This window comes from Thermus brockianus (assembly GCF_021462505.1).
Lineage (GTDB): Bacteria > Deinococcota > Deinococci > Deinococcales > Thermaceae > Thermus > Thermus hydrothermalis.
The window spans coordinates 1-24,054 of record NZ_JAKEDV010000002.1; the positions used below are offsets into that span (position 1 = coordinate 1).

23 protein-coding genes are annotated in these 24,054 nt (G+C 67.3%); 9 read left to right on the plus strand and 14 right to left on the minus strand.

Annotation, left to right across the window (positions count from 1 at the left end):
- Window positions 1–98: 98 nt before the first annotated feature.
- From LXN00_RS02205 to pgeF, 7 genes are read right to left on the minus strand one after another with little or no spacing between them, the layout of a single operon-like run.
- Window positions 99–728, minus strand: a complete 630-nt coding sequence (locus LXN00_RS02205; RefSeq protein ID WP_234504159.1) for a histidine phosphatase family protein — start codon at window positions 726–728, stop codon at window positions 99–101.
- Window positions 725–1,726 carry a phosphoribosylformylglycinamidine cyclo-ligase gene (purM, locus tag LXN00_RS02210; RefSeq protein ID WP_234504161.1) on the minus strand — a complete coding sequence of 334 codons (1,002 nt, stop codon included), beginning with the start codon at window positions 1,724–1,726 and terminating at the stop codon, window positions 725–727. The genes LXN00_RS02205 and purM overlap by 4 nt, the downstream gene beginning before the upstream one ends.
- Window positions 1,727–1,731: 5 nt before the next feature.
- Window positions 1,732–3,141 (minus strand): Asp-tRNA(Asn)/Glu-tRNA(Gln) amidotransferase subunit GatB, encoded by a 1,410-nt coding sequence (gatB, locus tag LXN00_RS02215; RefSeq protein ID WP_234504164.1) that lies wholly within the window; start codon window positions 3,139–3,141, stop codon window positions 1,732–1,734.
- 17 nt (window positions 3,142–3,158) lie between these two features.
- Window positions 3,159–4,244, minus strand: a complete 1,086-nt coding sequence (locus LXN00_RS02220) for a type IV pilus twitching motility protein PilT (protein ID WP_234504168.1) — start codon at window positions 4,242–4,244, stop codon at window positions 3,159–3,161.
- An 11-nt stretch (window positions 4,245–4,255) separates the two neighbouring features.
- Complete coding sequence (pilB, locus tag LXN00_RS02225; protein WP_234504171.1) at window positions 4,256–6,925, minus strand: type IV pilus assembly ATPase PilB; 2,670 nt, start codon at window positions 6,923–6,925, stop codon at window positions 4,256–4,258.
- Window positions 6,922–7,404, minus strand: coding sequence for a YqeG family HAD IIIA-type phosphatase (locus tag LXN00_RS02230; RefSeq protein WP_234504173.1), 483 nt, complete (start codon window positions 7,402–7,404; stop codon window positions 6,922–6,924). The genes pilB and LXN00_RS02230 overlap by 4 nt, the downstream gene beginning before the upstream one ends.
- Before the next feature lie 35 nt (window positions 7,405–7,439).
- Complete coding sequence (gene pgeF / locus LXN00_RS02235; protein ID WP_234504175.1) at window positions 7,440–8,165, minus strand: peptidoglycan editing factor PgeF; 726 nt, start codon at window positions 8,163–8,165, stop codon at window positions 7,440–7,442.
- Window positions 8,166–8,236: 71 nt separating this feature from the next.
- On the opposite strand from pgeF, the gene LXN00_RS02240 reads away from it, so the two are divergent.
- Window positions 8,237–8,641, plus strand: coding sequence for a DUF4395 domain-containing protein (locus tag LXN00_RS02240; RefSeq protein WP_234504176.1), 405 nt, complete (start codon window positions 8,237–8,239; stop codon window positions 8,639–8,641).
- Here LXN00_RS02240 and ribH read toward each other — a convergent pair.
- Entirely contained in the window at window positions 8,628–9,101 is a 474-nt protein-coding gene (gene ribH / locus LXN00_RS02245) for a 6,7-dimethyl-8-ribityllumazine synthase (RefSeq protein ID WP_234504178.1), read from the minus strand. The genes LXN00_RS02240 and ribH overlap by 14 nt on opposite strands.
- A gap of 20 nt (window positions 9,102–9,121) precedes the next feature.
- On the opposite strand from ribH, the gene crcB reads away from it, so the two are divergent.
- Entirely contained in the window at window positions 9,122–9,493 is a 372-nt protein-coding gene (crcB, locus tag LXN00_RS02250; RefSeq protein ID WP_234504180.1) for a fluoride efflux transporter CrcB, read from the plus strand.
- On the opposite strand, the gene aroQ is transcribed toward crcB, so the two are convergent.
- The gene (gene aroQ, locus LXN00_RS02255) at window positions 9,490–9,927 is read right to left on the minus strand and encodes a type II 3-dehydroquinate dehydratase (protein ID WP_234504182.1); all 438 of its coding nucleotides are present in this window, start codon (window positions 9,925–9,927) and stop codon (window positions 9,490–9,492) included. The two genes, crcB and aroQ, sit on opposite strands and share 4 nt — an antisense overlap.
- A 29-nt stretch (window positions 9,928–9,956) precedes the next feature.
- Here aroQ and LXN00_RS02260 point away from each other — a divergent pair, with 29 nt between their 5' ends.
- On the plus strand, window positions 9,957–10,925 hold the full coding sequence (locus LXN00_RS02260; RefSeq protein WP_234504184.1) for a LysM peptidoglycan-binding domain-containing M23 family metallopeptidase: 969 nt from the start codon (window positions 9,957–9,959) through the stop codon (window positions 10,923–10,925).
- Here the strand turns inward: LXN00_RS02260 and LXN00_RS02265 are convergent.
- A complete protein-coding gene (locus LXN00_RS02265; protein ID WP_234504186.1) occupies window positions 10,917–12,137 on the minus strand; it encodes a class I SAM-dependent RNA methyltransferase in 1,221 nt (406 codons plus the stop codon). The two genes, LXN00_RS02260 and LXN00_RS02265, sit on opposite strands and share 9 nt — an antisense overlap.
- A 41-nt stretch (window positions 12,138–12,178) precedes the next feature.
- Here LXN00_RS02265 and LXN00_RS02270 point away from each other — a divergent pair, with 41 nt between their 5' ends.
- Genes LXN00_RS02270 through LXN00_RS02295 form a run of 6 tightly spaced genes read left to right on the plus strand, consistent with a single transcriptional unit; the run spans window position 12,179 to window position 19,401 of the window.
- Window positions 12,179–12,832: a response regulator gene (locus tag LXN00_RS02270; RefSeq protein WP_234504187.1), complete on the plus strand. Its 654-nt coding sequence runs from the start codon at window positions 12,179–12,181 to the stop codon at window positions 12,830–12,832.
- Window positions 12,832–13,818, plus strand: coding sequence for a M20/M25/M40 family metallo-hydrolase (locus LXN00_RS02275; protein ID WP_234504190.1), 987 nt, complete (start codon window positions 12,832–12,834; stop codon window positions 13,816–13,818). Before LXN00_RS02270 ends, LXN00_RS02275 begins: the two co-directional genes overlap by 1 nt.
- Window positions 13,819–13,823: 5 nt before the next feature.
- A complete protein-coding gene (locus LXN00_RS02280) occupies window positions 13,824–14,657 on the plus strand; it encodes a hypothetical protein (RefSeq protein WP_234504193.1) in 834 nt (277 codons plus the stop codon).
- Window positions 14,658–14,705: 48 nt separating this feature from the next.
- Window positions 14,706–16,448 carry an ABC transporter ATP-binding protein gene (locus tag LXN00_RS02285; protein WP_234504196.1) on the plus strand — a complete coding sequence of 581 codons (1,743 nt, stop codon included), beginning with the start codon at window positions 14,706–14,708 and terminating at the stop codon, window positions 16,446–16,448.
- The gene (locus LXN00_RS02290; protein ID WP_234504198.1) at window positions 16,445–18,250 is read left to right on the plus strand and encodes an ABC transporter ATP-binding protein; all 1,806 of its coding nucleotides are present in this window, start codon (window positions 16,445–16,447) and stop codon (window positions 18,248–18,250) included. The genes LXN00_RS02285 and LXN00_RS02290 overlap by 4 nt, the downstream gene beginning before the upstream one ends.
- A complete protein-coding gene (locus tag LXN00_RS02295) occupies window positions 18,250–19,401 on the plus strand; it encodes a bifunctional folylpolyglutamate synthase/dihydrofolate synthase (protein ID WP_234504200.1) in 1,152 nt (383 codons plus the stop codon). The genes LXN00_RS02290 and LXN00_RS02295 overlap by 1 nt, the downstream gene beginning before the upstream one ends.
- On the opposite strand, the gene LXN00_RS02300 is transcribed toward LXN00_RS02295, so the two are convergent.
- Genes LXN00_RS02300 through LXN00_RS02315 form a run of 4 tightly spaced genes read right to left on the minus strand, consistent with a single transcriptional unit; the run spans window position 19,391 to window position 23,978 of the window.
- Window positions 19,391–20,437 (minus strand): protease complex subunit PrcB family protein, encoded by a 1,047-nt coding sequence (locus LXN00_RS02300; protein WP_234504203.1) that lies wholly within the window; start codon window positions 20,435–20,437, stop codon window positions 19,391–19,393. The genes LXN00_RS02295 and LXN00_RS02300 overlap by 11 nt on opposite strands.
- A gap of 46 nt (window positions 20,438–20,483) precedes the next feature.
- Window positions 20,484–21,503, minus strand: coding sequence for an ABC transporter permease (locus LXN00_RS02305; protein ID WP_234504205.1), 1,020 nt, complete (start codon window positions 21,501–21,503; stop codon window positions 20,484–20,486).
- Entirely contained in the window at window positions 21,496–22,416 is a 921-nt protein-coding gene (gene nikB / locus LXN00_RS02310; protein ID WP_234504207.1) for a nickel ABC transporter permease, read from the minus strand. Before nikB ends, LXN00_RS02305 begins: the two co-directional genes overlap by 8 nt.
- A gap of 59 nt (window positions 22,417–22,475) precedes the next feature.
- Window positions 22,476–23,978, minus strand: coding sequence for a glutathione ABC transporter substrate-binding protein (locus LXN00_RS02315; protein WP_234504209.1), 1,503 nt, complete (start codon window positions 23,976–23,978; stop codon window positions 22,476–22,478).
- Between the last annotated feature and the right edge of the window lie 76 nt (window positions 23,979–24,054).

The window sequence follows — 24,054 nt, forward strand, 5'->3', positions numbered from 1 at the left end:
GTAGCTCAGTCGGTAGAGCACGACCTTGCCAAGGTCGGGGTCGCGGGTTCAAGTCCCGTCTCCCGCTCCAAAACCCCGGGCTTTTGGCCCGGGGTTTTTTATTGCACGCTCTCGTCGGAAAGCCAGTCCGCCCAGGTTTCCAGATGGGCCACGTCGGATACGGTGAGCACCTCCCGGTTGGGAAGCTGGATGCGGGTGATGGAGGTGTTGGGGATGTGCACCCGGCGCCAGGCGTGGCCCTCCAGGTCTAGGGCCAGTTTGAGCGCCGCTCGGATCACGCCCCCGTGCGTCACCAGGAGGTGGCGGCCGGGAGGGAGGCTTTCCCAAAAGGAGAGGAGGCGCTGGGCGAGGTCCGCCATGCTCTCTCCCCCGGGACGGGGGGTGTGCCAGGGGTCCTCCTGTGCTTTTCGCATGAAATCGGGGAAACGGGCTTCGGCTTCTTCCCGACCGAGGCCAGCGAGCTCCCCCACGTCAATCTCCCGAAGGAGGGGGGTGGTCTTTAAGGGGAGGCCCAGGACCGCCGCCAAGGGCTCGGCGGTTTCCCTGGCCCGGCGCAGGTCGGAGGAGAATAGCCCGTCAAAGGGAAGGCGGCTTCGGGCCAGGCGCTGGGCCAGGCGGAAGGCCTGGCCGATCCCCACGGGGGAGAGGGGGACGTCCAGGTGGCCTTGGAACCGCTTCTTGACGTTCCACTCCGTTTCGCCGTGGCGGATGAGCCAAAGCTCCTTCATAAGAGGCGCACTCCGCTCCCGCGAACCACCCGGCCCACCCGGTAGCCCTCCACCAGGGCGAGGGCTTTCGCCGCCTCGCTTTCGGGGAGGATGAGGATGAGCCCAAGGCCCATGTTGAAGACCCGGTACATCTCCTCCTCGGGGATCTCCCCCAGGCGTTGCAGGTAGGGGAAGATGGGGGGGATGGGCCAGGTGCCCTTTTGGACCTCCGCCCCCAGGCCTTCGGGAAGGGCGCGGGGGAGGTTCTCGGGAAGCCCGCCGCCCGTGATGTGGGCGATGGCGTGGAGCTCTACCCCCGCTTCCTTCAGGCGCAAGAACTCTTCCAGGTAGGCCCGGTGGGGGCGGAGGAGGGCTTCTTTGAGGCTTTCCCCGAGTTCCGGCACGGGAGCGAAGAGGTCCTGCCCAGCCACTACCTTGCGGATGAGGGAGTAGCCGTTGGTGTGGGGGCCGGTGGAGGGGAGGGCGAGGAGGACGTCCCCTTCCCGCACCCGTTCGGGGCCTAGGATCTCGGAGCGCTCCACCACCCCCACCAGGGTGCCCGCCACGTCCCAGGCCCCTTCCCGGTAGACCCCGGGCATCTCCGCCGTTTCCCCGCCCAAGAGGGGGATGGAGAGGGCCCGGCAGGCCTGGGCCAAGGAGGTGAGAAGGGCGGCGAGGACGGGCTCTTCCAGGCGGCTTGCCGCCAGGTAGTCCAGGAAAAAGAGGGGCCTAGCCCCTTGGCAGAGGAGGTCGTTCACCGAGTGGTTCACCAGGTCAAAGCCGATCCCCGAAACGTCCCCGGCCTCGAGGGCAAGGAGGGTCTTGGTGCCCACCCCGTCCGTGGTGGCCACCAAGACAGGGTGCTCCATTCCCTTCAAGGCCTTGGCGTCAAAAAGCCCCCCAAAGGCGCCTAGGCCCCTCAGGACCTCCTCCGTGTAGGTGGCGGCGATGGCGGCCTTGGCCCGCTTCAGGGCCTCGGCCTTGGCCTCTATGTGGACCCCGGCCTCCTCGTAGCGCATCGGCCCTATCCTACCCCAAGGGCCTCCTCCAGGAGGCGGCGCACCAGGTCGGGCCGGGCCTGGCCCTTGGTCCTCCGCATCACCTGGCCCACCAGGGCGTCCAGGGCCTTGAGCTTGCCCTGGCGCACGCTTTCCGCTGCCTCGGGCATGGCGGCGATCACCTCGGCCACCACCCCCTTTAGGGCGCCCTCGTCCGCCACCACCCGTAGCCCCCGCGCCCGCACCAGGGCCTCGGGGTCCTGGCCTTCCAGGACCTCGGGAAGGAGTTCCTTGGCCACCCGGCTCGTGATCTCCCCCCGCTCAAAGAGGGCCACCAGGCGGGAAAGCCCCTCGGGGGTGAGGCGGGTTTCCTCCAGGGCGAGGCCCCGCTCGTTGAGGAGGCCTGCCACGTCGGCCAAAAGCCAGTTGGCGAGGGCCTGGGGGGAGGCTTCCCCTAGCGCCAGGGCCCGGTCCAGGAAGCGGGCGAGGGAGGGGGTGTAGGCCAGAACCTCGGCGTCCTTCTCCTTGATGCCCAGGGAGCGGTAGCGGGCCTCTTTTTCCCAAGGGAGCTCGGGGAGGCCCATCCGGATCTCCTCTAGCCAGGACCGGGGGATGGGGACGGGGGGGATATCGGGCTCGGGGAAGTAGCGGTAGTCCGCCTCCTCCTCCTTGGTGCGCATGGGGTAGGTCTTGCCGCTTCCCTCCTCAAAGCCCATGGTGGCCTGCTTGACCCGTTCGCCCCGCCTTAAGATTTCCGTTTGCCGGCGGATCTCGTACTCCAGGGCCCGCTGGACGCTCTTGAAGGAGTTGAGGTTTTTGATCTCCACCTTGGTGCCCAAAGGCTCCCCTATCCGGCGCACGGAAACGTTCACGTCCGCCCTTAGCTTGCCCTCTTCGGGGCTGGCCTCGGAGATGCCCAGGGTCTGGACCAGGGCCTGGATGCGCTGCAGGAAAAGCCGGGCCTCCTCGGGGGTGGCGAGGTCGGGCTCGGTGACGAGCTCAATGAGGGGGCTTCCCGCCCGGTTCAGGTCCAGGAGGGTGCGGCCCTCCAGGTGGAGGCTTTTCCCGGCATCCTCCTCCAGGTGGAGGCGCTTGATGCGCACCTCCCGCCCTCCCAAGGGCAAGGCCCCCCCTTCCCCCAAGGGCAGGTTGTACTGGCTGATCTGGTAGTTCTTGGGCAGGTCGGGGTAGAAGTAGTTCTTGCGGTGGAAGAGGAGCTTCTCCGGCACCCGGCTTCCCAGGGCCAGGGCGAGGCGCAGGCCGAACTCCACCGCTTTCCGGTTGGGGACGGGGAGGGTCCCGGGAAGGCCCAGGCAGATGGGGCAGACGTGGGTGTTGGGCTCGGCCCCAAAGTAGTCGGCCTGGCAGCCGCAAAAGGCCTTGGTCCGGGTTTTCAGGTGAAGGTGGACCTCGAGGCCGATGACGGCTTCGTACATGCCCTAAAGTTTACCCGTTAGCGCTTGGTGCCCTCCTGCACCCCGGCGAGGCGCATGAACTCCTTGGGGTCCACCGCCCGGGAGAGGCCCATCTCGTAGGTGATGAGCTTGCGCTTGTAGAGGTCCGCCAGGCAGGCGTCCATGGTGATCATGCCGTACTGCCCCCCGGTCTGGATCACGCTCCGAAGCTGGTGGCTCTTGCCCTCGCGGATGAGGGCCCGCACCGCCGGGGTGGCGATCATGAGCTCGTAGGCCAGGACCCGCCCCCCGCCGAAGGCCTTGGGGAGGAGTTGCTGGGTGAGCACGGCCACCAGGTTGTTGGAAAGCTGCACCCGCACCTGTTCCTGCTGGTTCTCCGGGAAGACGTCAATGATGCGGTCAATGGTTTCCGGGGCGGAGTTGGTGTGTAGGGTGCCCATGACCAGGTGGCCGGTTTCGGCGGCGGTGATGGCGGCGGCGATGGTTTCGTAGTCCCGCATCTCCCCCACCAGGATCACGTCCGGCGCCTGGCGCAACACGCTCCTTAGGGCCTTGTGGAAGCTGTGGGTGTCAGCCCCGATCTCCCGTTGGTTGATGATGGCCTTCTTGTGCCGGTGGAAAAACTCTATGGGGTCCTCAATGGTGACGATGTGCACCGGCTTGCGCTCGTTGATGTAGTCAATCATGGAGGCCAAGGTGGTGCTCTTGCCGCTTCCCGTGGGGCCCGTCACCAGGACCAAGCCCCTGGGGGCCATGGCGATCTCGGCAATGTTCTTGGGCAGACCTAGCTCCTCAAAGCTCTTGATGACCGCCGGCACCACCCGGAGGACCCCCCCCACGCTTCCCCGCTGGAGGAAGACGTTCACCCGGTAGCGCCCTTTGCCCGGGAGGCTAAAGGAGAAGTCCAGCTCCTTCTCCTCCTCAAAGACCCGCTGCTGCTTCTCGTCCATGAGGGCGTACATGAGGCGCCGGGTGTCCTGGGGGCTTAGGGGCTCGTACTCCGTGGGGTGGAACTCCCCGTCCACCTTGATCATGGGGGGGAGGCCCACGGTGATCACCAGGTCGCTGGCTCCCCGCTCCACGGCCAGGGTCAAAAGGTCCACGATATCCGGGGTCTTGGGCATGACTGCCTCCTTCACTCAATGGTACGCGCCAGGACCTCCTCGAGGGTGGTAATCCCCTGGAGGGCCTTGTAGACGCCGTCTTCCCGCAAGGTCCTCATGCCCTTCTTGCGGGCGATCTCCTTGATTTCCGTGGCGGACTTCCCCGCCACGATGGCGTGGCGGATCTCGTCGTCCACCACCAGAAGCTCGTGGATGGCGTAGCGGCCCTTGTACCCCGTGCCCCCGCACCGCTCGCATCCCGTGCCCTTGTAGAGCTTCACCCCTTGCATCTCCTCCTCGGGGATGCCGAGCCGGCGGAGCACCTCCGGGTCGGGCTTCACCTCCACTTTGCAGTGGTCGCAGATCTTGCGCACCAGGCGCTGGGAAAGGACGCCGATAAGGGCAGCGGAGATGTTGAAAAGCTCCACCCCCATCTCGTCCAAGCGGGTGATGGCCTGGGCGGCGTCGTTGGTGTGCAGGGTGGCGATGACCAGGTGGCCGGTGAGGGCCGCTTCCGTGGCGATCTTGGCGGTTTCCGAGTCGCGGATCTCCCCCACCATGATGATGTCCGGGTCCTGGCGCAGGAAGGCGCGCAAGGCCCGGGCGAAGGTGAGCCCGGCCTGGGGGTTCACCTGGGTCTGGTTGATGCCGGGGATCTCGTACTCCACGGGGTCTTCAATGGTCTGGGTGTTCTTATCGGGGGTGGCGATGCGCTTCAGGATGGAAAAGGTGGTGAAGCTCTTGCCGCTTCCCGTGGGGCCGGTGATAAGGAAGATGCCGTAGGGTTTGGAGATCACCTCCTGGAAGCGCTCAAAGACCCCGGGGGCAAAGCCCAGTTGCTCTATCTCGGGGATGTCCGCCGCCTTCTTCAAAAGGCGCATCACCGCCTTTTCCCCGTAGACCGTGGGCAGGGTGGAAAGCCGCAGGTCCACGTCAATGGCCCCTTCCCGGTAGCGCACGCGGCCGTCCTGGGGGAGGCGCTTTTCCGCGATGTTGAGCCCGCCCATGATCTTGATGACGCTGATCACCGGACCCAAGGCCCCCTTGGGCAAGGTGGTGTACTGGCGCAAGGTGCCGTCAATCCTAAGGCGCACCAGGACGTCCGACTGCCTGGGCTCCACGTGGATATCGGAAGCGTCTTGGAGGTAGGCCTCCCGGATCACCTGCTTGACGAAGCGCTGGGCGGCGCTTTCGTCTAGCTCCGTGGTGAGGGCTTCCTCCTCCGCCTGGTACCCCTTGGAGAGCTCCTTGGCCAACTCACCGAGCTCCTCCTTGCCGTAGAAGCGCTCAATGAGCTTGACGATGGCCGCTTCGGTGGCCACGGCGGGGGTCACCTCGTACCCCAGGCCCTTCCGCTTCAAGGCCAGGCGCACGTCGTCCAGGGCCAGGATGTTCCGGGGGTCTTTCATGAGGAGGACCAAGGTTTTCCCCTCCAGGTGGTGGGGGAAGACGCCGTAGCGCCGGGCCAGATCCTCGGGGATGAGGAGGGCGGCCCCGGGGTCCGGGGGGTTTTCCTGGGGGTCAATGTAGGGGTAGCCCAGCTGGGCGGCCACCGCCTGGGCCAAAGCCTCGGGCTTGAGCTTGCCCGACTGGACCAGGGTGTCCTCCAGGCGGCCTCCCCCTTGGCGTTGCTTCTTGAGGGCCTCCTCCACGTCCTCGGGGCGGGCGAGGCCCAGCTCCACCAGGATCTCCCCCAGAGGCTTCGCCTTGGGGAGGCGCTTTTGCACCTCCAAGGCCTCCCGCAGGTGTTCCCGGCTCAGGCGGCCCTCCTGCACCAAGACCTCGCCCAACCGCCCCTTTTCCGGGTAGGCCCGGTGGAAGAGGGCCTCCCAGGCCTTGGGCAGGGTGAGGTAGAAGCGAGCGGGGCGGCCCAAAAGCTCCTCCACCGCCTCCTTGTGCCGGGGGTCAGCCAGGACCACCTCCACCTTGCCCTCGCGGATGGCCACGGGGACGGCGCTAAAGCGCAAGGCGTCCGAGCGGAGGAGGAGGGCGGTGGCGGCGGGGTCAGGAGTTAGCCCTTCGGTGGTGGGCAAAAATTCTAGCCCCTTTTGCTCGGCCAGCGCACGGTAGAGGGCTTCTTCGGAAAGGCCCTTGCGCACCAGGATCTGGCCCAAAAGGTCCCCCGTCCTCTCCTGCTCCACCAAGGCCTCCTCCAGGGTTTCCCGGTCAATGAGGCCCTTCCCTAGGAGGAGTTCCCCTAGCCGAAGCTCCCCTTGGCTTGGGCCTGTGGGCGGGGGCGGGAGGGGCAGGCCGAGCTCGGGGTAGTGCTTGGCCAGGGCGTACTGGAAGGCGCTCTTGGTGGCCTGGTAGGGCTCCACCACGAGGCCCGTGAGGTCCTCCACCTCCTCGAGGGCCAAGGTGTCCAAGGGGTTCACGAAGGCCACCCGCACCACCCCCGCCTCCTCGTCCAGGGCGAAGGGGATGGCCCCCAGCTCCTTGGCCTTCTCCGCTGGCAAGAGGGCCTTTACCTTCGGGGGGATTTCCAGCTGGTGGAGCTCCACCAGGGGGATTCCGAAGTGGTCCTCAATGGCCTGGGCGATGCGCCTTTCCGAGAGGAGGCCCGAGTCCACGATGACCTCCGCCAGGCTTCCCCCCACCTCCCGGTGCTTCTCCAGGGCGAGTTGGAGCTCCTCGTCCGTGAGGAGCCCCGCATCCAAAAGGATGGCCCCAAGCCGCTTGTCGCCGATGGTCAGCACGCTCATGGACTCCCTCCCCAGGGTTTCCTAAACGGAGTTTCCAGCATCCGTATGAAACGCGTGTAAAAGAATTCCTTTTCCCGCAAGGGGGGCACCAAGACGGTGTAGGCCCCCACCAGGTTCCCCCCCAGGATGTCGGTGAAGACCTGGTCCCCCACCACCGCCACCTCCCGGGCGGGAAGGCCTAGGGCCTTGAGGGCCTTGGCGAAGCCCAGCCAGGGCTTCAGGGCGGGGGCGTGGCCGGGAAGGCCAAGCCGCTTCTGCACCCGGGCAAAGCGCTCGGGCAGGGCGTTGGAAAGGAGGTAGATGGGCACCGCCTCCTTAAGGGCGGAAAGCCAAGCGGCGTACTCGGCGGGAAGGGCCTCTTCCCCATAGGGCAAGAGGGTGTTGTCCAGGTCCAGGATAACCCCCTTAAGCCCCCGCTCTTTAAGCCAGGAAGGGGTGAGGTTAAGGAGGGAAGGGAGGACCTCCCGGGGGAAGAGCATGGCCTTATTGTGCCACGCCCCGGGTGAACGCCGCCTTAACGGGGAAGCATCACAAGACCCCACATCCTCCCCGTCTTCCCCCGGTCGCGGCGGTGGGAGAAGAGGGCCGGGGAACAGGCGGTGCAAAGCCTAATCCGGTAGATGCGCTTTTCCGAAAGCCCGCTCCGTTTCGCCTGGAGCAGGATTGCCTCCTCCAGGTCCAGGAGGTACTTGCCCGGGGCGCCTTCGTCCTTGCGGAAGGTGGGAAGACAGGCCTTTTGGAAGGCCTCCACTACCTCCTCCCCCACCTGGTAGCAGCACCCTCCGATGCCGGGGCCTATGGCCAGGTGGGTTGCCTTGGGGTCTAGTCCTAGGGCCTCGAGGAGGGCGAGGGCCTTGGGCAAAATCCCTCCCACCACGCCCCGCCAGCCGGCGTGCAGGGCGGCCACCGCCCCTTGGGGGTGGTAGAGGAGGAGGGGGTAGCAGTCCGCCACCCCCACCCGGAGGAGGAGGCCCGGGGTGGTGGTGAGGAGGCCATCCCCTTCCCAGACCCCGGGGCCCTCCACGAGGTGGACTTCGGTGCCGTGCACCTGCTTGAGGGCCGCCACCGGGGGGTTGCCGAAGGCGGTTAGGACCCGGCCTTGGTTCTCCGCCACCTTTTTGGGGTCATCCCCGGTGGCGGGGGAGAGGTTCAGGCTGGCGTAGGGGCCTTGGGAAACCCCGCCCAGCCGGGTGGTGAAGCCGTGGGGTGTGGGCAAGGGGGTGGTGAGGAGGGGGACCACGGGACCATTCTGCCACGGGGAGTGTGCCCTTTACCCCTAAGCCTCACAGGCTTAGGTGTATAGTGAAGGCCATGAAGACGGACCGGAACCAGCTCCGCTTCAACCAGGCCCTCTTGGTCCTCCTTCTGCCCCTGGCGGCCCTTATGGACCTCCCCTGGCTGGTGTACGCCCTCTTCCTCCTCATGGCGAGCCAGCACACCCCGTTTGACCTGATGGTGGCCCTCAAGCGGCTCCTTCGGGTGCCGCCCCAGCCCGTGGAGGAGGACCCGAGGCCCCACCGGTTCGCCCGCACCCTGGGAGCGGTCTTCCTGGGCCTGGCCTCCCTTTTCCTCCTCCTGGGCCTGAAGGGGGTGGGCTACGCCTTGGCCCTTTTGGTGGCCCTCTTGGCCTTCATCAACCTGGCCTTTGGCTTTTGCCTGGGCTGCTTCCTCTACCTCCACCTCCGCTACGCCCGGGCCCTTTTCACCGGGAAATAACCTCCAGGAGGCGCACCATCTCAATGGCGGTGAAAACCGCCTCGGCGCCCTTGTTTCCCGCCTTGCCCCCGGCGCGCTCCTGGGCCTCCTCGGGGGTGTTGGTGGTGAGGACGCCGAAGACGATGGGCTTTTCCGTTTGGAGCATGGCCTGCATGAGGCCGCTTGCCGCCTGGGCGGCCACGTACTCAAAGTGGGGGGTTTCCCCCCGCACCACGGCCCCTAAGGCCACCACGGCGTCCACGTCGGGGCGCTGGGCCAGGCGTTTGGCCACCAGGGGAAGCTCAAAGGAGCCGGGCACCCAGGCCACCAGGACCTCCGCCGGGTCGCCCCCGAGCCGGGCGTAGGCCTCGAGGGCCCCCTCCAAGAGGAGCTTGGTCACCCGCTCGTTGAAGCGGCCCACGGCGATGGCGAGCCGCACGCCTTTGGCGGTGAGGATGGGGGAGAGGGTCTTGGGCTTCATGGCCTAAATATACTTTCCGCATGGAGCGCTACCTCCTGGTGGCTTTGGGCGGGGCCTTGGGCTCGGCCTTGCGCTACGGGCTTGGGGCCTACGTCCAAGGGCTTTTGGGCCCGGGCTTTCCCTATAGCACCCTGTTCGTGAACGCCCTGGGGAGCTTCCTCATCGGGGCGGTCTTGCGGCTTTCCCTGGAAGGGGCCCTTTCCCCCGAGGCGCGGCTTTTCCTGGCGGTGGGGGTCCTGGGCGGGTTCACCACCTTCTCCACCCTTAGCTACGAGACCCTGGCCCTGTTGCAGGACGGGGAGGTGGGGCAGGCCTTGGCCTACGTGGGCCTAAGCTTGGGCCTGGGGCTTTTGCTGGTGTACGTGGGCTACCGCCTAGCGGGGCTTCTCTAGCCCACCTCCAGGACCTCGGCCAGGTAGGTGAGGGCGAGCTTGTAGGAAAGGGGTCCAAAGCCGGAGATGATTCCCCGGCAGGCCCCGGCGGTCACGGAGTGCTGGCGGAAGGGCTCCCGGGCGTGGAGGTTCGTCAGGTGGACCTCCACCACGGGGAGGGGCTGGGCCCGGATAGCGTCCAGGAGGGCGTAGGAGTAGTGGGTGAGGGCCCCGGGGTTGAGGACGATGGCCAAAAACCCCTCCCGGTGGGCCTGCTGCACCCATTCAATGAGCTGCCCCTCGTAGTTGCTCTGGCGGAAGGCCACCCCGAGGCCGAGCTCCGCGCCCCAGGCCTCGCACAGGGCCTCCAGTTCCTCTAACGTGGTGCGGCCGTACACCTCGGGCTCCCGCGTTCCCAACAGGTTCAGGTTAGGACCGTTTAGGATCAGGACCATAGGGGCTCCTTTCCCCCTAGCATAAGGGCATGCCCCGCTTTCTTCCCCTGGCCTTTTTCGTCCTCCTGGCCATGGCCCAGGTGCACACCGTGGCCCCCGGGGAAACCCTTTACGGCATCGCCCGGCGCTACGGGGTGCGGGTGGAGGACCTTGCCCGTTGGAACGGCCTTTCCGACCCCAACCGCATCCGGGCTGGCCAGGTCCTGTGGGTGGGGCTTTGGGAGGTTCCCTTGCCCCGGGGGCGGCTTTGGGCTTCCTTCCCGGTCCAGGGGCGGGCCTTTGGCCTGCGGGTGGAGGGGTATGGGGCGGGGGAGGTGGCTTTCCTTGGGGTCCGCTACCCCTTGGCGCCGGGAAAGGGCGGGCTTTGGGGCCTCCTGGCGGTGGGGGCCTTGGTGGAGCCGGGGGAGTACCCCTTGCGCCTCTTCCTGGATGGGGAGGAAAAAGAGGTTTCCCTCAAGGTGGCCCCGGGGGGCTATGGGCAGGAGGCCTTGGCCCTCACCCCTGGCCTCGAGGCCCTCCTCAAGGACCCCGGCGTGAAGGCGGAACGGGAGCGGGTGGTGGCCGCCTGCCCCAAGGAGGGACCCCTCGCTTTCGCCCAGGCCTTCCGCCCTCCCTTGGAAGGCGGCCGGATCACAAGCCCTTTCGGCACCCGCAGGCGGTATGGGCACCTCTTCGCCTCCTACCACGAGGGCTTGGACTTCGCCGCTCCCCTGGGTACGCCGGTGCGGGCGGTGGCCGAGGGGGTGGTGGTCCTTTCGGAAAGGCTAAAGGTGCGGGGCGAGGCGGTGGTCCTGGCCCACGGGATGGGGCTTTGCACCGGGTACTGGCACCTTAAAGAGCGCCGGGTGCGGGTGGGAGAGCGGGTGAAGGCCGGGGAGGTATTGGGGCTTTTGGGGAGCACGGGGCTTTCCACGGGGCCCCACCTGCACCTGGAGGTGCGCCTCCAGGGGGTGCCCGTGGACCCCGCCCCCTTTTTCCATGGGCTTCCCCTACCCTAGCCGGAGAAGGGAGAGGACCTCCACGTGGTGGGTGAAGGGGAAGAAATCGTAAGGCCGCACGAAGCTCAAGCGGTAGCCTCCCCGCACCAACTCCCCCACGTCCCGGGCCCAGGTGGCGGGGTCGCAGGCGATGTAGAGGACCTCTTCGGGACGGCTTTCCAGAAGGTAGGCCCGCACCTCGGGGGCGAGCCCGGCCCGGGGCGGGTCCACCGCCACCAGGTCAAACCGCCCAAACCGAGGGGCTTCCCGGACATCCCCCCGGTGGAAGCGGAGGTTTTCCACCCCAAGCCGCTTCCGGTCCGCCTCGCCCCGGCGCACCGCCTCCTTGCTCACCTCCACCGCCACCACCTCCCGGTAGCGGGGGGCGAGGAGGAGGGAGAGGAGGCCGCTTCCCGCGTAGAGCTCCAAGGCCCTTTCCCCCCCGGAAACGAGCCCGGTTGCCTCGGCGAAGAGCTCCCCGGCCGCCAAGGGGTTCACCTGGCTGAAGCTTTCCACGCTCACCGTGGCGGTGAGGGGGCCAAAGCGCTCTAGGAGGGTTCTCTCCCCATAGAGGGGCGTTACCCGGCCGCGGAAGCGCCCCTTGGGGGAGGGCTCCGCCCAGACCACCCCGGCGAAGCCCTCCTTCACCAGGGCCTTGGCGGGGCGCTTTAGGGCCTCGAGGCTCCCCCCGACGAGGCCGAGGAGGACCTTTCCTGTCAGGAGGCTTCCCCTAAGGGCCACCTCCTCCACGGGAAGGGGCCAGGTCCTTAAGAGGGCGAAGGCGGAGGCCAGGGGCTCGGCCAAGAGGGGGTCCTCCTCCAGGGGGTAGAGGGCGTGGCTTTCGGGAAGGCGGTAGGCGAGGCCCCCCAAGGGGTAGCGGGCGTACTGGGCGGCGGTGCGGTAGCCCAGGGGCCTGGGCGAAGGACGAATGGGAAGGAGAGGGGCTTCCAGTTTGGCGATGCGCGCTAGGGCGTCTCCTACCAGGGCTTCCTTGAGGGGGAGTTGGGCCTCGTAGGCCAAGGGAAGGTCGGCGGAGGGGGGGAGGGGGTGTGGGTAACGCTCTGGATGGGGTTCTAAGAGCTCCACTTCTTCCAGGAAGAGGGCTCCCTTGCGCCGCACGGGTATCCCCCGCACCACCTCCCCCGGCAGGGCCCCCTTGACCAGGATGGCTCCTTCCTCCGTGCGGGCGAGGCCGTAGCCTCCCGGAACGAGCTTTTCTATGCGTACCTGCATCCCCTTACCATACCAGAGGGCCCAGGGGCTAAGATGGAGGGGTGATCCGGGTACTGCTAGCGGACGACCATGCCCTCTTCCGCCAAGGGCTAAAGAGCCTCTTGGAGGCGGAAGGGGATTTCCGGGTGGTGGGGGAGGCCAAGGACGGGTGGGAGGCCATGCGGCACGCCCTCGAGGCCAAGCCGGACGTGATCCTCATGGACATCCAGATGCCGGGCCTGGACGGGGTGCAGGCCACCCAGGCCATCCTCAAGGAGTGGCCCGAGGCCAAGGTCATCATGCTCACCATGTACCGCCAGGACGCCTACGTGTTTGAGGCGGTGAAGGCGGGGGCCCGGGGCTACCTCCTGAAGGACACGGATGCGCAGGAGCTCATCGGGGCCATCCGCCGGGTGCACGCCGGCGAGGTGCTTTTGGATGCGGAGCTCGCCGGGCGCATCATCCAGGACTTCCGGGCCAAGAAGGAGGCCCAGGCCCCCTTGCACGCCGAGCTTTCCGAGCGGGAGGTGCAGATCCTCAAGTTGGTGGCCCAGGGCTACACCAACCTGGAGATCGCCGCCGAGCTCGGCCTTTCCGAGAAGACGGTGCGCAACCGCCTTTCCGAGATCTTCCAGAAGCTCCACCTCAACAACCGCACCCAGGCGGCCCTTTACGCCATCCGCGAGGGGCTTGCCCAACCCGAGCCGGAAGAGTAGTGGACCCGGTGCGCCACCTCCTGGAGCTTGCCCCCTTGGCGGGGGAAGAGGCGCGGGGGGGCTATGTGGCCCGCCACCTCCCCGGGGCGCAAAGGGACGGGGTGGGGAACGTGTGGGCGGGGGAGGGGAGGATCCTCCTCCTCGCCCACCTGGACACCGTCTTGCCCCCTGCCTCTCCCAGGTGGGTGGGGGAGCGGCTTTATGGGCCTGGGGTGGGGGATAACTCGGCGGGGGTGGCCGTCCTCCTCTCCCTACCCCCCTTGCCCGGGGTGGTGCGGGGCTTCACCGTGGGGGAGGAAGGGCTTGGGAACCTCAAGGGGGCCCGTGCCCTGGTGGCGGCCCTGGAGCCCCAGGTGGTGGTGGCGGTGGACGGCTACCTGCCCGGGGTGGTGGACCGCGCCCTGGGCTCGGTGCGCCTAAGGCTCCGGTTTTCCGGCCCCGGGGGCCACGCCTGGGGGGACCGGGGGAGCCCCAACCCTGTCTTCGCCCTGGCGGAGGCCTTGGCGGGGCTTCCTCCTTTGGTGGCGGGCCTCGAGGCCAGCATAAACGCCAGCGGCCTCAAGGGAGGTGAGGCGGTGAACGCCATCCCCGAGGAGGCGGAGGCCCTTTTGGAGGTGCGCTCCCCCGACCCCCTTCTCCTGGAAGACCGGGTGCGGGCGGTCTTGGACCTGGTGGCGGACGTGGCCAGGCGCCACCGGGTGGCGCTTTCCTGGGAGGAGCTCGGCCGTAGGCCTGCGGGAACCACCGCCACGCCCGGGCTTCTCCGGGCGGCCGAGGCGGCTTTGGCCGCCGTTGGGGAAAAGCCCCTTTTCCAGCCCGGTTCCACCGACGCCAGCGCCGCCATTGAACGGGGTATCCCCGCCCTGGCCCTGGGGGTTTACCGGGGAGGAGGGGCGCACACGCAGGAGGAGTGGGTCCTCCCCCAAAGCCTCTGGGAGGGGCGCACGGCGCTTCTCGCCTTTCTTGAGCGGCTTGGCGTAGGATAGGGCGTATGCGCGTGGGCGTCCTCAAAGGCTTCCTCTCCCGGCGGTACCTGGGCTTCTGGGAGGCGTACTTGGAGGCGCTGGGGGTGGAGGTGGTGCGGGCCGAGGTGGAGCCCGACCTCCGCCAGCCCTACTGCCTCCCGGTCCAGGGGCTTCTCGCCCAGGTGGAGGCCCTGAAGGCCCAGGGGGTGGACTACCTCCTCCTCCCCGACCTCCAGGGTGGGGTGGAGTCGGAGAAGGGCGGGGGGCAGTGTCCCTGGCTTCTGGACCTCGAGGCCACCCTCCTCCGCTACTTTCCCGGGCTTCCCCCGGTGCTCAAGGTGCCGGCGGAGCTTTCGGGAAGGGTCTTGGGGCGGGCGGGGGAGGTGGGGCAGATCCTCACGCAAAACCCCATGCTGGTGGGCCGGGCCCTGGACCGGGTCAAAAGCCTCCTCAAGCCTCCTCCTCCCCTCAAGTCCCCCCCGGGGAGCGTGGGGGTGGTGGCCCAGCCCTACCTCCTGGAGGACGAGGCCTTCCGGGAGACGGTGGAGGCGGCCCTGCGCAAGGTGGACCTCCTTCCCTTCTTCCCCGACCTGCCCCCGGAAAAGCTTCGGGAAGAGGGCGATAAGCTCCTTCCCATGGACCTGCCCACGGACAAGGAGCTTTTGGGCATGGTCCACTACCTCCACCGCCTGGGTCGGGTGAAGGGCCTTCTCCTGGTGGTTTCCTACGCCTGTCCCCCCATCCCGGGCCTCCTCAGGCGGGCGGCCCGGAGGCTCGCCAAGCCCCACCGCCTCCTCACCCTGGGGGAGGACTGGACGGAAAGCCTAAAGGCCCTCAAGGCGGAGATGGCGGCTCTATAGGGGCCCCACCGCACAAAGGAGCGGGGCTTTTGCGGTAGACTCAAGGGCATGACCGGTCGGTCAGTTTCCCCCTTGCACCGCCTTGGGCCGTACCTTTACCCCTACCGGTTCCGGTATATCCTGGGGGTCCTCGCCGGGCTTCTTTCCATCTTCTTCTTCGTCCTTGGGCCCTACTTCTTGCGCCTGGCGGTGGACGCCTTGGGCCACGGCGGTCCCTATGGGCGCTACGCCCTCCTGCTCTTGGCCTCAGGGGCCTTCACCGCCCTCCTCTCCTACTTCATGCGCCGCCTGGCGGTGGTGGCGAGCCGCCGGGTGGAGTATGACCTGAGGAAAGACCTCTTCCACCACCTCCTCCGCCTGGACCGTTCCTTCTACCAGAAGACCCGGGTAGGGGACCTCATGAACCGCTTGAACACCGACCTCTCCGCCGTGCGGGAGATGGTGGGGCCCGGCATCATGATGGGAAGCCGGCTTTCCTTTTTGGTCCTTTTGGCCTTCGCCTCCATGTACGCCGTGGACGTGCGCCTCGCCTTCTACCTCACCCTGATCCTGCCCGCCATCGCCCTCATCATGTTCTACCTGCTCCGCCTGGTGGACCGCCGCTACCGCGAGGCCCAGGAGGCTTTTGACGCCATCAGCACCCTGAGCCAGGAGGCCTTTAGCGGCATCCGGGTGGTGAAAGGCTACGCCCTGGAGGGGCGGATGCTCGCCCGCTTCCAGGACCTGAACCGCATCTACATGCAAAAGAGCCTGGCCCTGGCCCGGGTGGAAGGCCCCATGCAGGCCCTTTTGGGCTTCCTCATGGGCTTCGCCTTCCTCGTGGTGCTCTGGGTGGGGGGGCGGATGGTGGTGCAAGGGGAGCTTTCCGTGGGGGAGCTGGTTCAGTTCAACGCCTACCTGGCCCAGCTCACCTGGCCCATCCTGGGGCTTGGCTGGGTCCTCGCCATGTACCAGCGGGGCCTTACCAGCCTGAAAAGGCTTCTGGAGCTTTTGGACCAGGAGCCCGCCATCCGGGACCTAGACCCCTTGCCCCTGAAGGCGGAGGACCTCACGGGGGAGGTGCGCTTCGTGGGGGTGGGCCTGCGGCTTGGGGAGCGCTGGCTCCTAAAGGACCTCACCCTCACCGTGCCCGAGGGGATGACCCTGGGCATCACCGGCCGCACGGGGGCGGGGAAGAGCCTCATGGCCGCCTTGGTGCCGAGGCTTTTGGACCCCACGGAGGGGAAGGTGTACGTGGGGGGGTACGAGGTCCGGCAAATCCCCTTGGCTGCCCTTAGGAGGGCGGTGGGGGTGGCGCCCCAGGAGCCTTTCCTCTTCAGCGAAACCCTCCTGGAAAACATCGCCTTCGGCCTGGACCACCCGGACCGGGAGCGGGTGGAGTGGGCGGCGAAGCTTGCCGGCATCCACGAGGAGATCCTTTCCTTCCCCAAAGGCTACGAGACCGTGTTGGGGGAGCGGGGGGTGACGCTTTCCGGGGGGCAAAGGCAGCGGGTGGCCCTGGCCCGGGCCCTGGCCAAAAGGCCCAAAATCCTCATCCTGGACGATGCCTTAAGCGCCGTGGACACGGAGACGGAGGCGAGGATCTTGGAGGGCCTGAAATCCGTGCTGGGCCGGCAGACCACCTTCCTCATCTCCCACCGCACCGCCACCCTGCGCCATGCGGACTGGATCATTGTCCTGGACGAGGGGAGGATTGTGGAGGAGGGGACCCATGAAAGCCTCCTCGAGGCCGGCGGGCTCTACGCCGAGCTGGACCGCATCCAGCACATGGAGAAGGAGGTGGAGGAATGACCCAGGAGGACGCCTACACCAAGGCCTTTGACCGGGTTCTCTTCGCCCGCATCCTGGCCTACGTCCGTCCCTACCGCCTTCAGGTGGCATTGGCCCTCCTCTTTCTCCTCCTCACCACCCTCACCGCCGCCCTCACCCCCCTCTTCTTCAAGTGGGCCATAGATGGCGCCCTCCTTCCCCAGGAGGCCAAGCCCCTTTCCGAGCGCTTCGCCCTCCTCCTTTGGGTGAGCCTGGGCTTTTTGCTGGTGCGGGGGGTGAACTTCGCCGCCACCTACGGGCAGACCTACCTCATCCAGTGGGTGGGGCAGAGGGTTCTCTTTGACCTCAGGAGCGCCCTCTTCGCCAAGCTCATGCGCCTCCACCCAGGCTTTTACGACAAGAACCCCGTGGGGCGGCTCATGACCCGCATCACCTCCGACGTGGACGCCATCAACCAGTTCATCACCGGGGGGCTCGTGGGGGTGATCGCCGACCTCTTCACCCTCTTGGGCCTTCTCGGCTTCATGCTCTTCTTGAGCCCCAAGCTCACCCTGGTGGTCCTCCTAGTGGTGCCCGTCCTCCTTGGGGTGACGGTTTGGGTGAGGAACGGCATGCGCCTCGCCTACCGGGAGATGCGCCTGCGCCTCGCCCGGGTAAACGCTGCCTTGCAGGAGAACCTCTCGGGGGTGGAGACCATCCAGCTTTTTGTGAAGGAGAAGGAGCGGGAGGAGAAGTTTGACCGCTTGGCGCGCCACCTCCTCCAGGCCTGGGTGGAGATCGTGCGCTGGTTCGCCCTCTTCTTCCCCGTGGTGGGGTTCCTGGGGGATTTGGCGGTGGCGAGCCTCCTCTACGTGGGCGGGGGAGAGGTGGTGCGGGGCGTGGCCTCCTTGGGCCTTCTGGTGGCCTTCGTGGACTACACCCGGCAGCTTTTCCAGCCCCTCCAGGACCTTTCGGACAAGTTCAACCTCTTCCAGGGGGCCATGGCCAGCGCCGAGCGCATCTTTGGGGTTTTGGACACGGAGGAGGAGCTCAAGGACCCGGAAAACCCGAGGCTCATCCATCGCTTCCGGGGCGAGGTGGCCTTCCGGGATGTCTGGTTCGCCTACACGCCCCAGGGCGTGGAGCCCACGGAGAAGGACTGGGTCCTAAAGGGGGTTTCCTTCCACATCCGCCCCGGGGAGAAGGTGGCCTTGGTGGGGGCCACGGGGGCGGGGAAGACCAGCGTGGTGAGCCTCATCGCCCGCTTCTACGACCCGCAAAGGGGCCAGGTCCTCATAGACGGCGAGGACGTGCGCCATTACCGCCAGGAGGAGCTAAGGCGCCACATCGGCATCGTCCTCCAAGACCCTTTTCTCTTCTCCGGCACCATCTTGGACAACCTCAGGCTCTTCCAGGAGGAGGTCCCGGAGGAAAAGGTGGTGGAGGTGGCGAAGTTCTTGGGGGTGCACGAGGCCATCCTGCGCCTGCCCAAGGGCTACCACACCCACGTGGGGGAAAGGGGGGCGGGGCTTTCCACGGGGGAGAAGCAGCTTTTGGCCCTGGTGCGGGCCCTCTTGGCTAGCCCCGACATCCTCCTCATCCTGGACGAGGCCACGGCCAACGTGGACTCGGAAACGGAAAGGCGCCTGCAGGAGGCTCTCTATAAGGCCATGGAGGGGAGGACCTCCATCATCATCGCCCACCGGCTCTCCACCATCCGCCGGGTGGACCGCATCCTCGTTTTCCGGAAAGGGCGGCTTGTGGAGGAGGGGACCCACGAGGACCTCCTCGCCCGCGGGGGCTACTACGCCACCCTTTACCGCCTGCAGTACGCTCAAGGGTGATGGACTACGGGGAAGCCCTGGCCTGGCTTTACGGGAGAAGGCGGCAAGGGGAGCGGGGCCTGGGGCGGGTCAAGGTCCTCTTGGAGCGCCTGGGCCACCCGGAAGGGGCCTTCCAGGCGGTGCACGTCCTCGGCACCAACGGCAAGGGGAGCGTGGTGGCCTACCTCGAGGCCGCCTTCCGCGCCCAGGGCCTGGCCTTTGGGGCCTACACCAGCCCCCACCTGTGGGACTTCCGGGAGAGGATCCGCACCCACCTGGGCCTCATCCCCGAGGCGGAGGTGGTGCGCTTCGTGGCCTGGGCCAGGGCGGAGGTTTGGCCCGAGCCCCCGGGCTTTTTTGACCTGGCCACCGCCCTGGCCTTCCACCATTTCCGGGAAAGGGGGGTGGTCCTGGCGGCGGTGGAGGCGGGGGTAGGGGGGGAGAAGGACGCCACCAACGCCCTCCCCCGGGTGGCCCTCACCGTGCTCACCCAGGTGGGGGAGGACCACCTGGAGGCTTTGGGGGGGAGCCTCGAGGCGGTGGCCCGGGAGAAGGCGGGGGCCTTCCGGGAAGGGGTGCCCGTGGTCACGGGGGCCCAGGGGGTAGGCCTAGCGGTGGTCCGGGAGGTGGCGAGGGCCAAGGGGGCACCCCTTTACGCCCTGGACCCCCAGGACCCCCTCTTCGCCCTCCCCGCACCCCCCGCCCTAAGGGGGGCCTTCCAGGAGGCTAACGCCCGGCTTGCCGCCGCCGCGCTAAGGCTTCTCGGCTTCCCCGAGGAGGCCATCGCCCGGGGGCTAAGGGAGGCCAGGAACCCGGGGCGGCTAGAGCGGTTCCTCCTGGAGGGGGTGGAGGTCTACCTGGACGGGGCCCACAACCCCCCAGCGGCGGAGGCCTTGGCCAGGGAGTTTTCCGCCTACCACCTCCTCTTCGGCGCCTTCCCCCGCAAGGACGTGGGGGGGATGCTGGCCCACCTCCTCCCCAAGGCGCGCACCGTGCGCTACGCCCGGGCGGGGGAGGGGGCCTTGGGGCCGGAGCTGGGGGCGCCCTTCTTTGAGGACCCTTGGGAGGCGCTTTGGCACGGGGTGGAGGCGGCCAAGGGGGACGGCCTGCCCCTCCTCTGCACGGGCTCCTTGTACCTGGTGGGGGCCCTTAGGCGGCGGCTTACTCCCTAGCCTCCGCCAAGACCCAGCCCGAGGGGTCGGCAAAGACCACCCGGCGCACCCGCTGGAGCTCTAGGAGGACGTAAGGGCTGGTGAGGGCCTGGGTGACGATGGTTCCCGGCTTCGGGGCGATGAGGTTTAGGACCACCCGGGCGGCATCCCCGGCGTAGGTGACCCCGGCCACCTCGAGGCCATACCCCCCCGTGGGCTTCAGGCCCCAGAAGAAGGCGGCCACGCTCCGGGTGCGGAAGTCCACGCTGGGGGCGGGGGGACGGGGGATGCGGTTGGCCACCACCAGGTTCCAGACCTCGGCGAAGCGGGCGGGGTCGTTGGCGAGGAAGGCCTTGGCCTCCGTTTCCTGGTAGGCGGCCTGGGTGCCCCGGTTCAGGATGCGGTAAAGGGGGGCAGGAGGGCTCACCGCCTCCAGCCTAAGCCCGTACTGGACCAAAAGCGCCCCCACCCGGTAGCTGTCGGGGGGCGGGTCCAGGCTGAGGGGCCTAAGGACGGGCTCTTGAAGCTCAAAGAGCACCACTTGCCGCACGCCCCTGCGGGCAAGCACCTCCCGTAGGAGGACCTGGGTTTCCGCCCCCGTGAAGGCGTACAGGTTAGGGGTGAGGTAGGTTGCGGGCTGGACCAGGCTTCGCCTTTCTCCTTCCTTCAGGCTTCCCGTGAGGCGTACCCAGCCCACCCCGTCGTAGAGCCAGGTGGCCCGGAGGGCGGTTTGGGCCCGCACCTCCACAAGGCTTCCCTCTATACCCCGCACGGCTTCCGCAGGCGGCCTCAGGGCCGGGCCCACCTCCCGCAGGAGGGGGTTGCCGTCCACCCAAAGCGCCCCCGGCACCGCCCAGAGGCTTTCCCGGCTGGCTTTTTCCAGGCGCAAGGTCTTTTCCGAGAGGCGCACCTCCCGGGGCTCCCCGTAGAAGTAGGTCCAGCGCTCCGTGGCTTCGGGGAAAAGGAGCTGGGCCTCGGCCACCCGGTAGCCCGAGCCTTGAAGCACCTCGCAGGCGGCGAGGAGGGGCAGGACGAGGAGGAAGAGGCTTTTCCTCATGCCCCCATGATACCCGGGAGGAAATTCCGCGCCTTTAAGGCTTTCTTTACCGGCTCCTGGGGTCCAGGGCGTCCCTTAGGCCATCGCCCAGGAGGTTGAAGGCCAGGACCAGTCCCATGATGGCGAGGCCGGGGAAAGTGGCCACGTGGGGCGCCACGGCCAGGTACTCCCTTCCCCTGGCCAGCATGAGCCCCCACTCGGGCTCGGGAGGACGGGCTCCGAGGCCCAAAAAGCCCAATCCTGCGGCGAATAGGATGGCGATGGCCATTTGCAGGCTGCTCTGGATCAGGATGGGCCCGAGGGCATTGGGCATGAGATGTCTGAGGAGGATGCGGGTGTGGGAAGCGCCCAGGGCCCGGGCCGCTTCCACGTAGTCTAGGGCCTTTAGGGAGAGGACCACGCCCCGCACGAGCCGGGCGTAAATAGGGACAGCGGCGATGCCCACGGCGATCATGGCGTTGGTAAGGCCAGGCCCGAGGATGGCCACCAGGACGATGGCAAGGAGGATGCCGGGAAAGGCGAGCATCACGTCCACTCCCCGCTGCACCAGAAGGTCAAGCCTTCCCCCAAAGTAGGCGGAAAGCGCCCCTATGGGGGCGCCGAGGAAGAGACCGATCCCCACGGCCACGAGCCCGATGGTGAGGGAGATGGGGATGCCGTAGAGGAGGCGGGAGAGGAGGTCGCGTCCCTGTTCGTCCGTGCCCAGGAGGTAGAGCCGGGCGGGGCCGTCTACCCCGAAGAGGTGGAGGTTGCCCTTAAGGCCAAGCCAGTGCCATTCTTCGCCCCGGACCAGGAAGCGAACGGGGTACCGTTCCTCCCACCTGATCTGCACCCCCTCCAGGGGATGGCGGAAGACGGGGCTTACGTAAAGGCCTAACTCCCCTTGGGGCCCGCGGAGGCTTAGCCCCGCCAGGGGGGGAATGTAGGTGCTCCGGAGGTCCTGGGCGTAAGGGGAGTAGGGGGCGAGGAAGGGGGCGAAGAGCCCTGCCAACAGGTAGAGGGCGAGCAGGAGCATGCCCGCTTGTGCCAGCCGGTTTTTCAGGAAGCGGCGCCAAGGCCTAGTCATAGCGCACCCGTGGGTCAATCCAAGCGTAGGCCAGGTCCACCAAGAGGTTGACCAGGATGAAGGTTACCGCCACTAGGAGCACGGCCCCCTGGACCACAGGGTAGTCCCGGGCCAGGATGGAGCCCACGAGGAGTTGCCCAAGCCCCGGCCAGGCGAAGATGGTTTCGGTGATGACCGCGCCTGCAAGGAGAGAGCCAAACTCCAGGCCCGCCACGGTGACCACGGGGATGAGGGCATTTCTCAGGGCGTGCTTGAAGATCACCACCCGTTCCGCAAGGCCCTTGGCCCGGGCGGTGCGGATGTAGTCCTGGGAGAGGACCTCGAGGAGGGTCCCCCGTGTCATGCGGGCGAGGAGGGCAGTAGCGTTTACTCCTAGGGTGACGGCGGGCAGGACCAGGTGGGCTAGGGTGCCCTTCCCCGCCACGGGGAACCAACCCAGCTCCACGCTGAAGATGAGGATGGCGAGGAGACCGAACCAGAAGACCGGCATGGAGACGCCCAGGAGGGCGAGAACCATGACGAGGAGGTCCAGGCCGCTTCCGGGGCGTAGGGCGGCGAGGATGCCTAAAGGGATGCCGGTGAGGAGGGCCACCAGGATGGCGGCGCTGGCGAGCTCCACCGTGTTGGGAAAGTAGGTCTTGAGCTCTTCCAGCACCGGGCGGCGGCTTCGGGCCGATTCACCAAGGTCTCCCCGAAGTAGGGCGCCGAGGTAGAGGGCGAACTGTTCCACCAAAGGGCGGTCCAGGCCGTACCGGGTTCGGATGGCCTCGAGGGTCTCGGGCGTAGCGAACTCCCCGGCTAGGAGCACGGCCGGGTCTCCCGGGGCTAGGCGCACCATGAGGAAGACCAGGAGGACCACGCCAAAGAGGGTGGGGATGGCCACGAGGAGACGGCGAAGGGTGTAGGAAAGCATGTTTCTTCCAGGATTGGCCCCGTGGGCTTGTCCCACGGGGCCATGGGCCTAAAGACGGACTAGCGGAACCGGGCCTTGTAGGCCAGGTACCGCTCCGTGGGATGGACGATGAAGCCCTGAACCTCCTTGCGGATGGCGGTAACCTGAACCTCCGAGTGGAGGAAGAGCCATGGCGCATCCCGCCAGATACGGTTCATGGCCTCGCGGTAGAGCTGCTGCCGGCCCTGGGGCAGGGTGGAGATCCGGGCCTGGGCCAGGAGCTTGTCCACCTCAGCGTTCTTGTAGAAGGCGCGGTTAAAGCCTGGGGCCCACTGGCTGGAGTGGAAGAGGGGATAGAGGCCGTAGTCCGCATCCCCCGTCACCGTGCCCCAGCCTAGCATGGCCATCTGGATGCGGTTTTCCCGTAAGGGCCGCTGGGTTTCCTGGAGGTAGGCACCCCACTCCAGGGTCTGGATGGTGGCCTCCACACCTACCCGGCGGAGCTGGCCCTGGATGGCCTCGCACACCTGGATGTCCTGGAAGTAGCGGCCCGTGGGGCAGTGGAGGGTGATCCTAAGGGGTGTGCTCACCCCAGCCTGGCGCAAGAGTTCTTGGGCCCTTTGCGGGTTGTACTCGTACCGCCCCACGGGGGCATAGCCAAAGATTCCCGGGGCGATGGGAGCGTCGGAGATGCGGCCGATGCCCCCTAGGACGAACTGAAGGATCTCCTCCTTGTTCACCGCGTGGTTCAGGGCCTGGCGCACGCGCACATCGTTAAAGGGAGCCCGCTGCGTGTTGAAGTAGATGTAGATGGTGCGGAGGCTAGGCGTGCGCACCACTTCCACCGCGGGATTGGTTTGGAGCCGCGGGATGTCTTGGGGAGGAATCCGCACCGCCACGTGGGCCTGGCCCGTTTCCACGAGGGCCACACGGGTCGTCCCTTCGGGTACTGGTATAAAGCGCACCTGGGGAATAGGGGGTTTCTCCCCCCAGTAGTTCTCGTTGCGCACCAGGTCTACGTACTGCCCCTTTTGCCACGCCTGGAAACGGTAGGGGCCGGTGCCTACGGGGTTGTCCCGGTACTGGGCCCCTAGGCGTTGGATGGCCGTGGGGCTTTGGATGGCGGTGGAGCTATGGGTGAGATGGGCGAGAATAGGGGCGAAGGGGTTTTTGAGGCGGAGGCGCACCGTGTAGGGGTCCACCACCTCCACCCGGTCCAGCTCGGAAAGGAGGAAGGCAAAGGGGCTCGCCAACTCTCGGGATACGAAGCGCTCCAGGTTGAACTTCACCGCTTCGGCGTTGAAGGGGGTGCCGTCGTGGAAGACGATGCCCCGACGAAGCCGGATGGTGAGGGTCTTGCCGCCGTCGGCGAAGTTGTAACCCTCCGCTAAGTGGGGCACGATCCGCCCCTCTGGGGTGAGTTCAAAGAGGGTTTCGCTGATGTGGGTCACCACCGTGGCCGAGGGGGAGTCCTGGGCCAAGGGCGCATCTAGGGTGATGGGATCGGTGCCCTGGGCCACGATGAGGCGCTGGGCCCAGGCGTTGAGGGCGATTAGGCCGAAAACCACCAGTGCCTTTCTCATAGATCCTCCCTTCCTGTGCGAACCGCAAGCTTCAAGCAAAGTATAAGCGCCCCCTTTTGGGGGCGCAAGCCCGGGT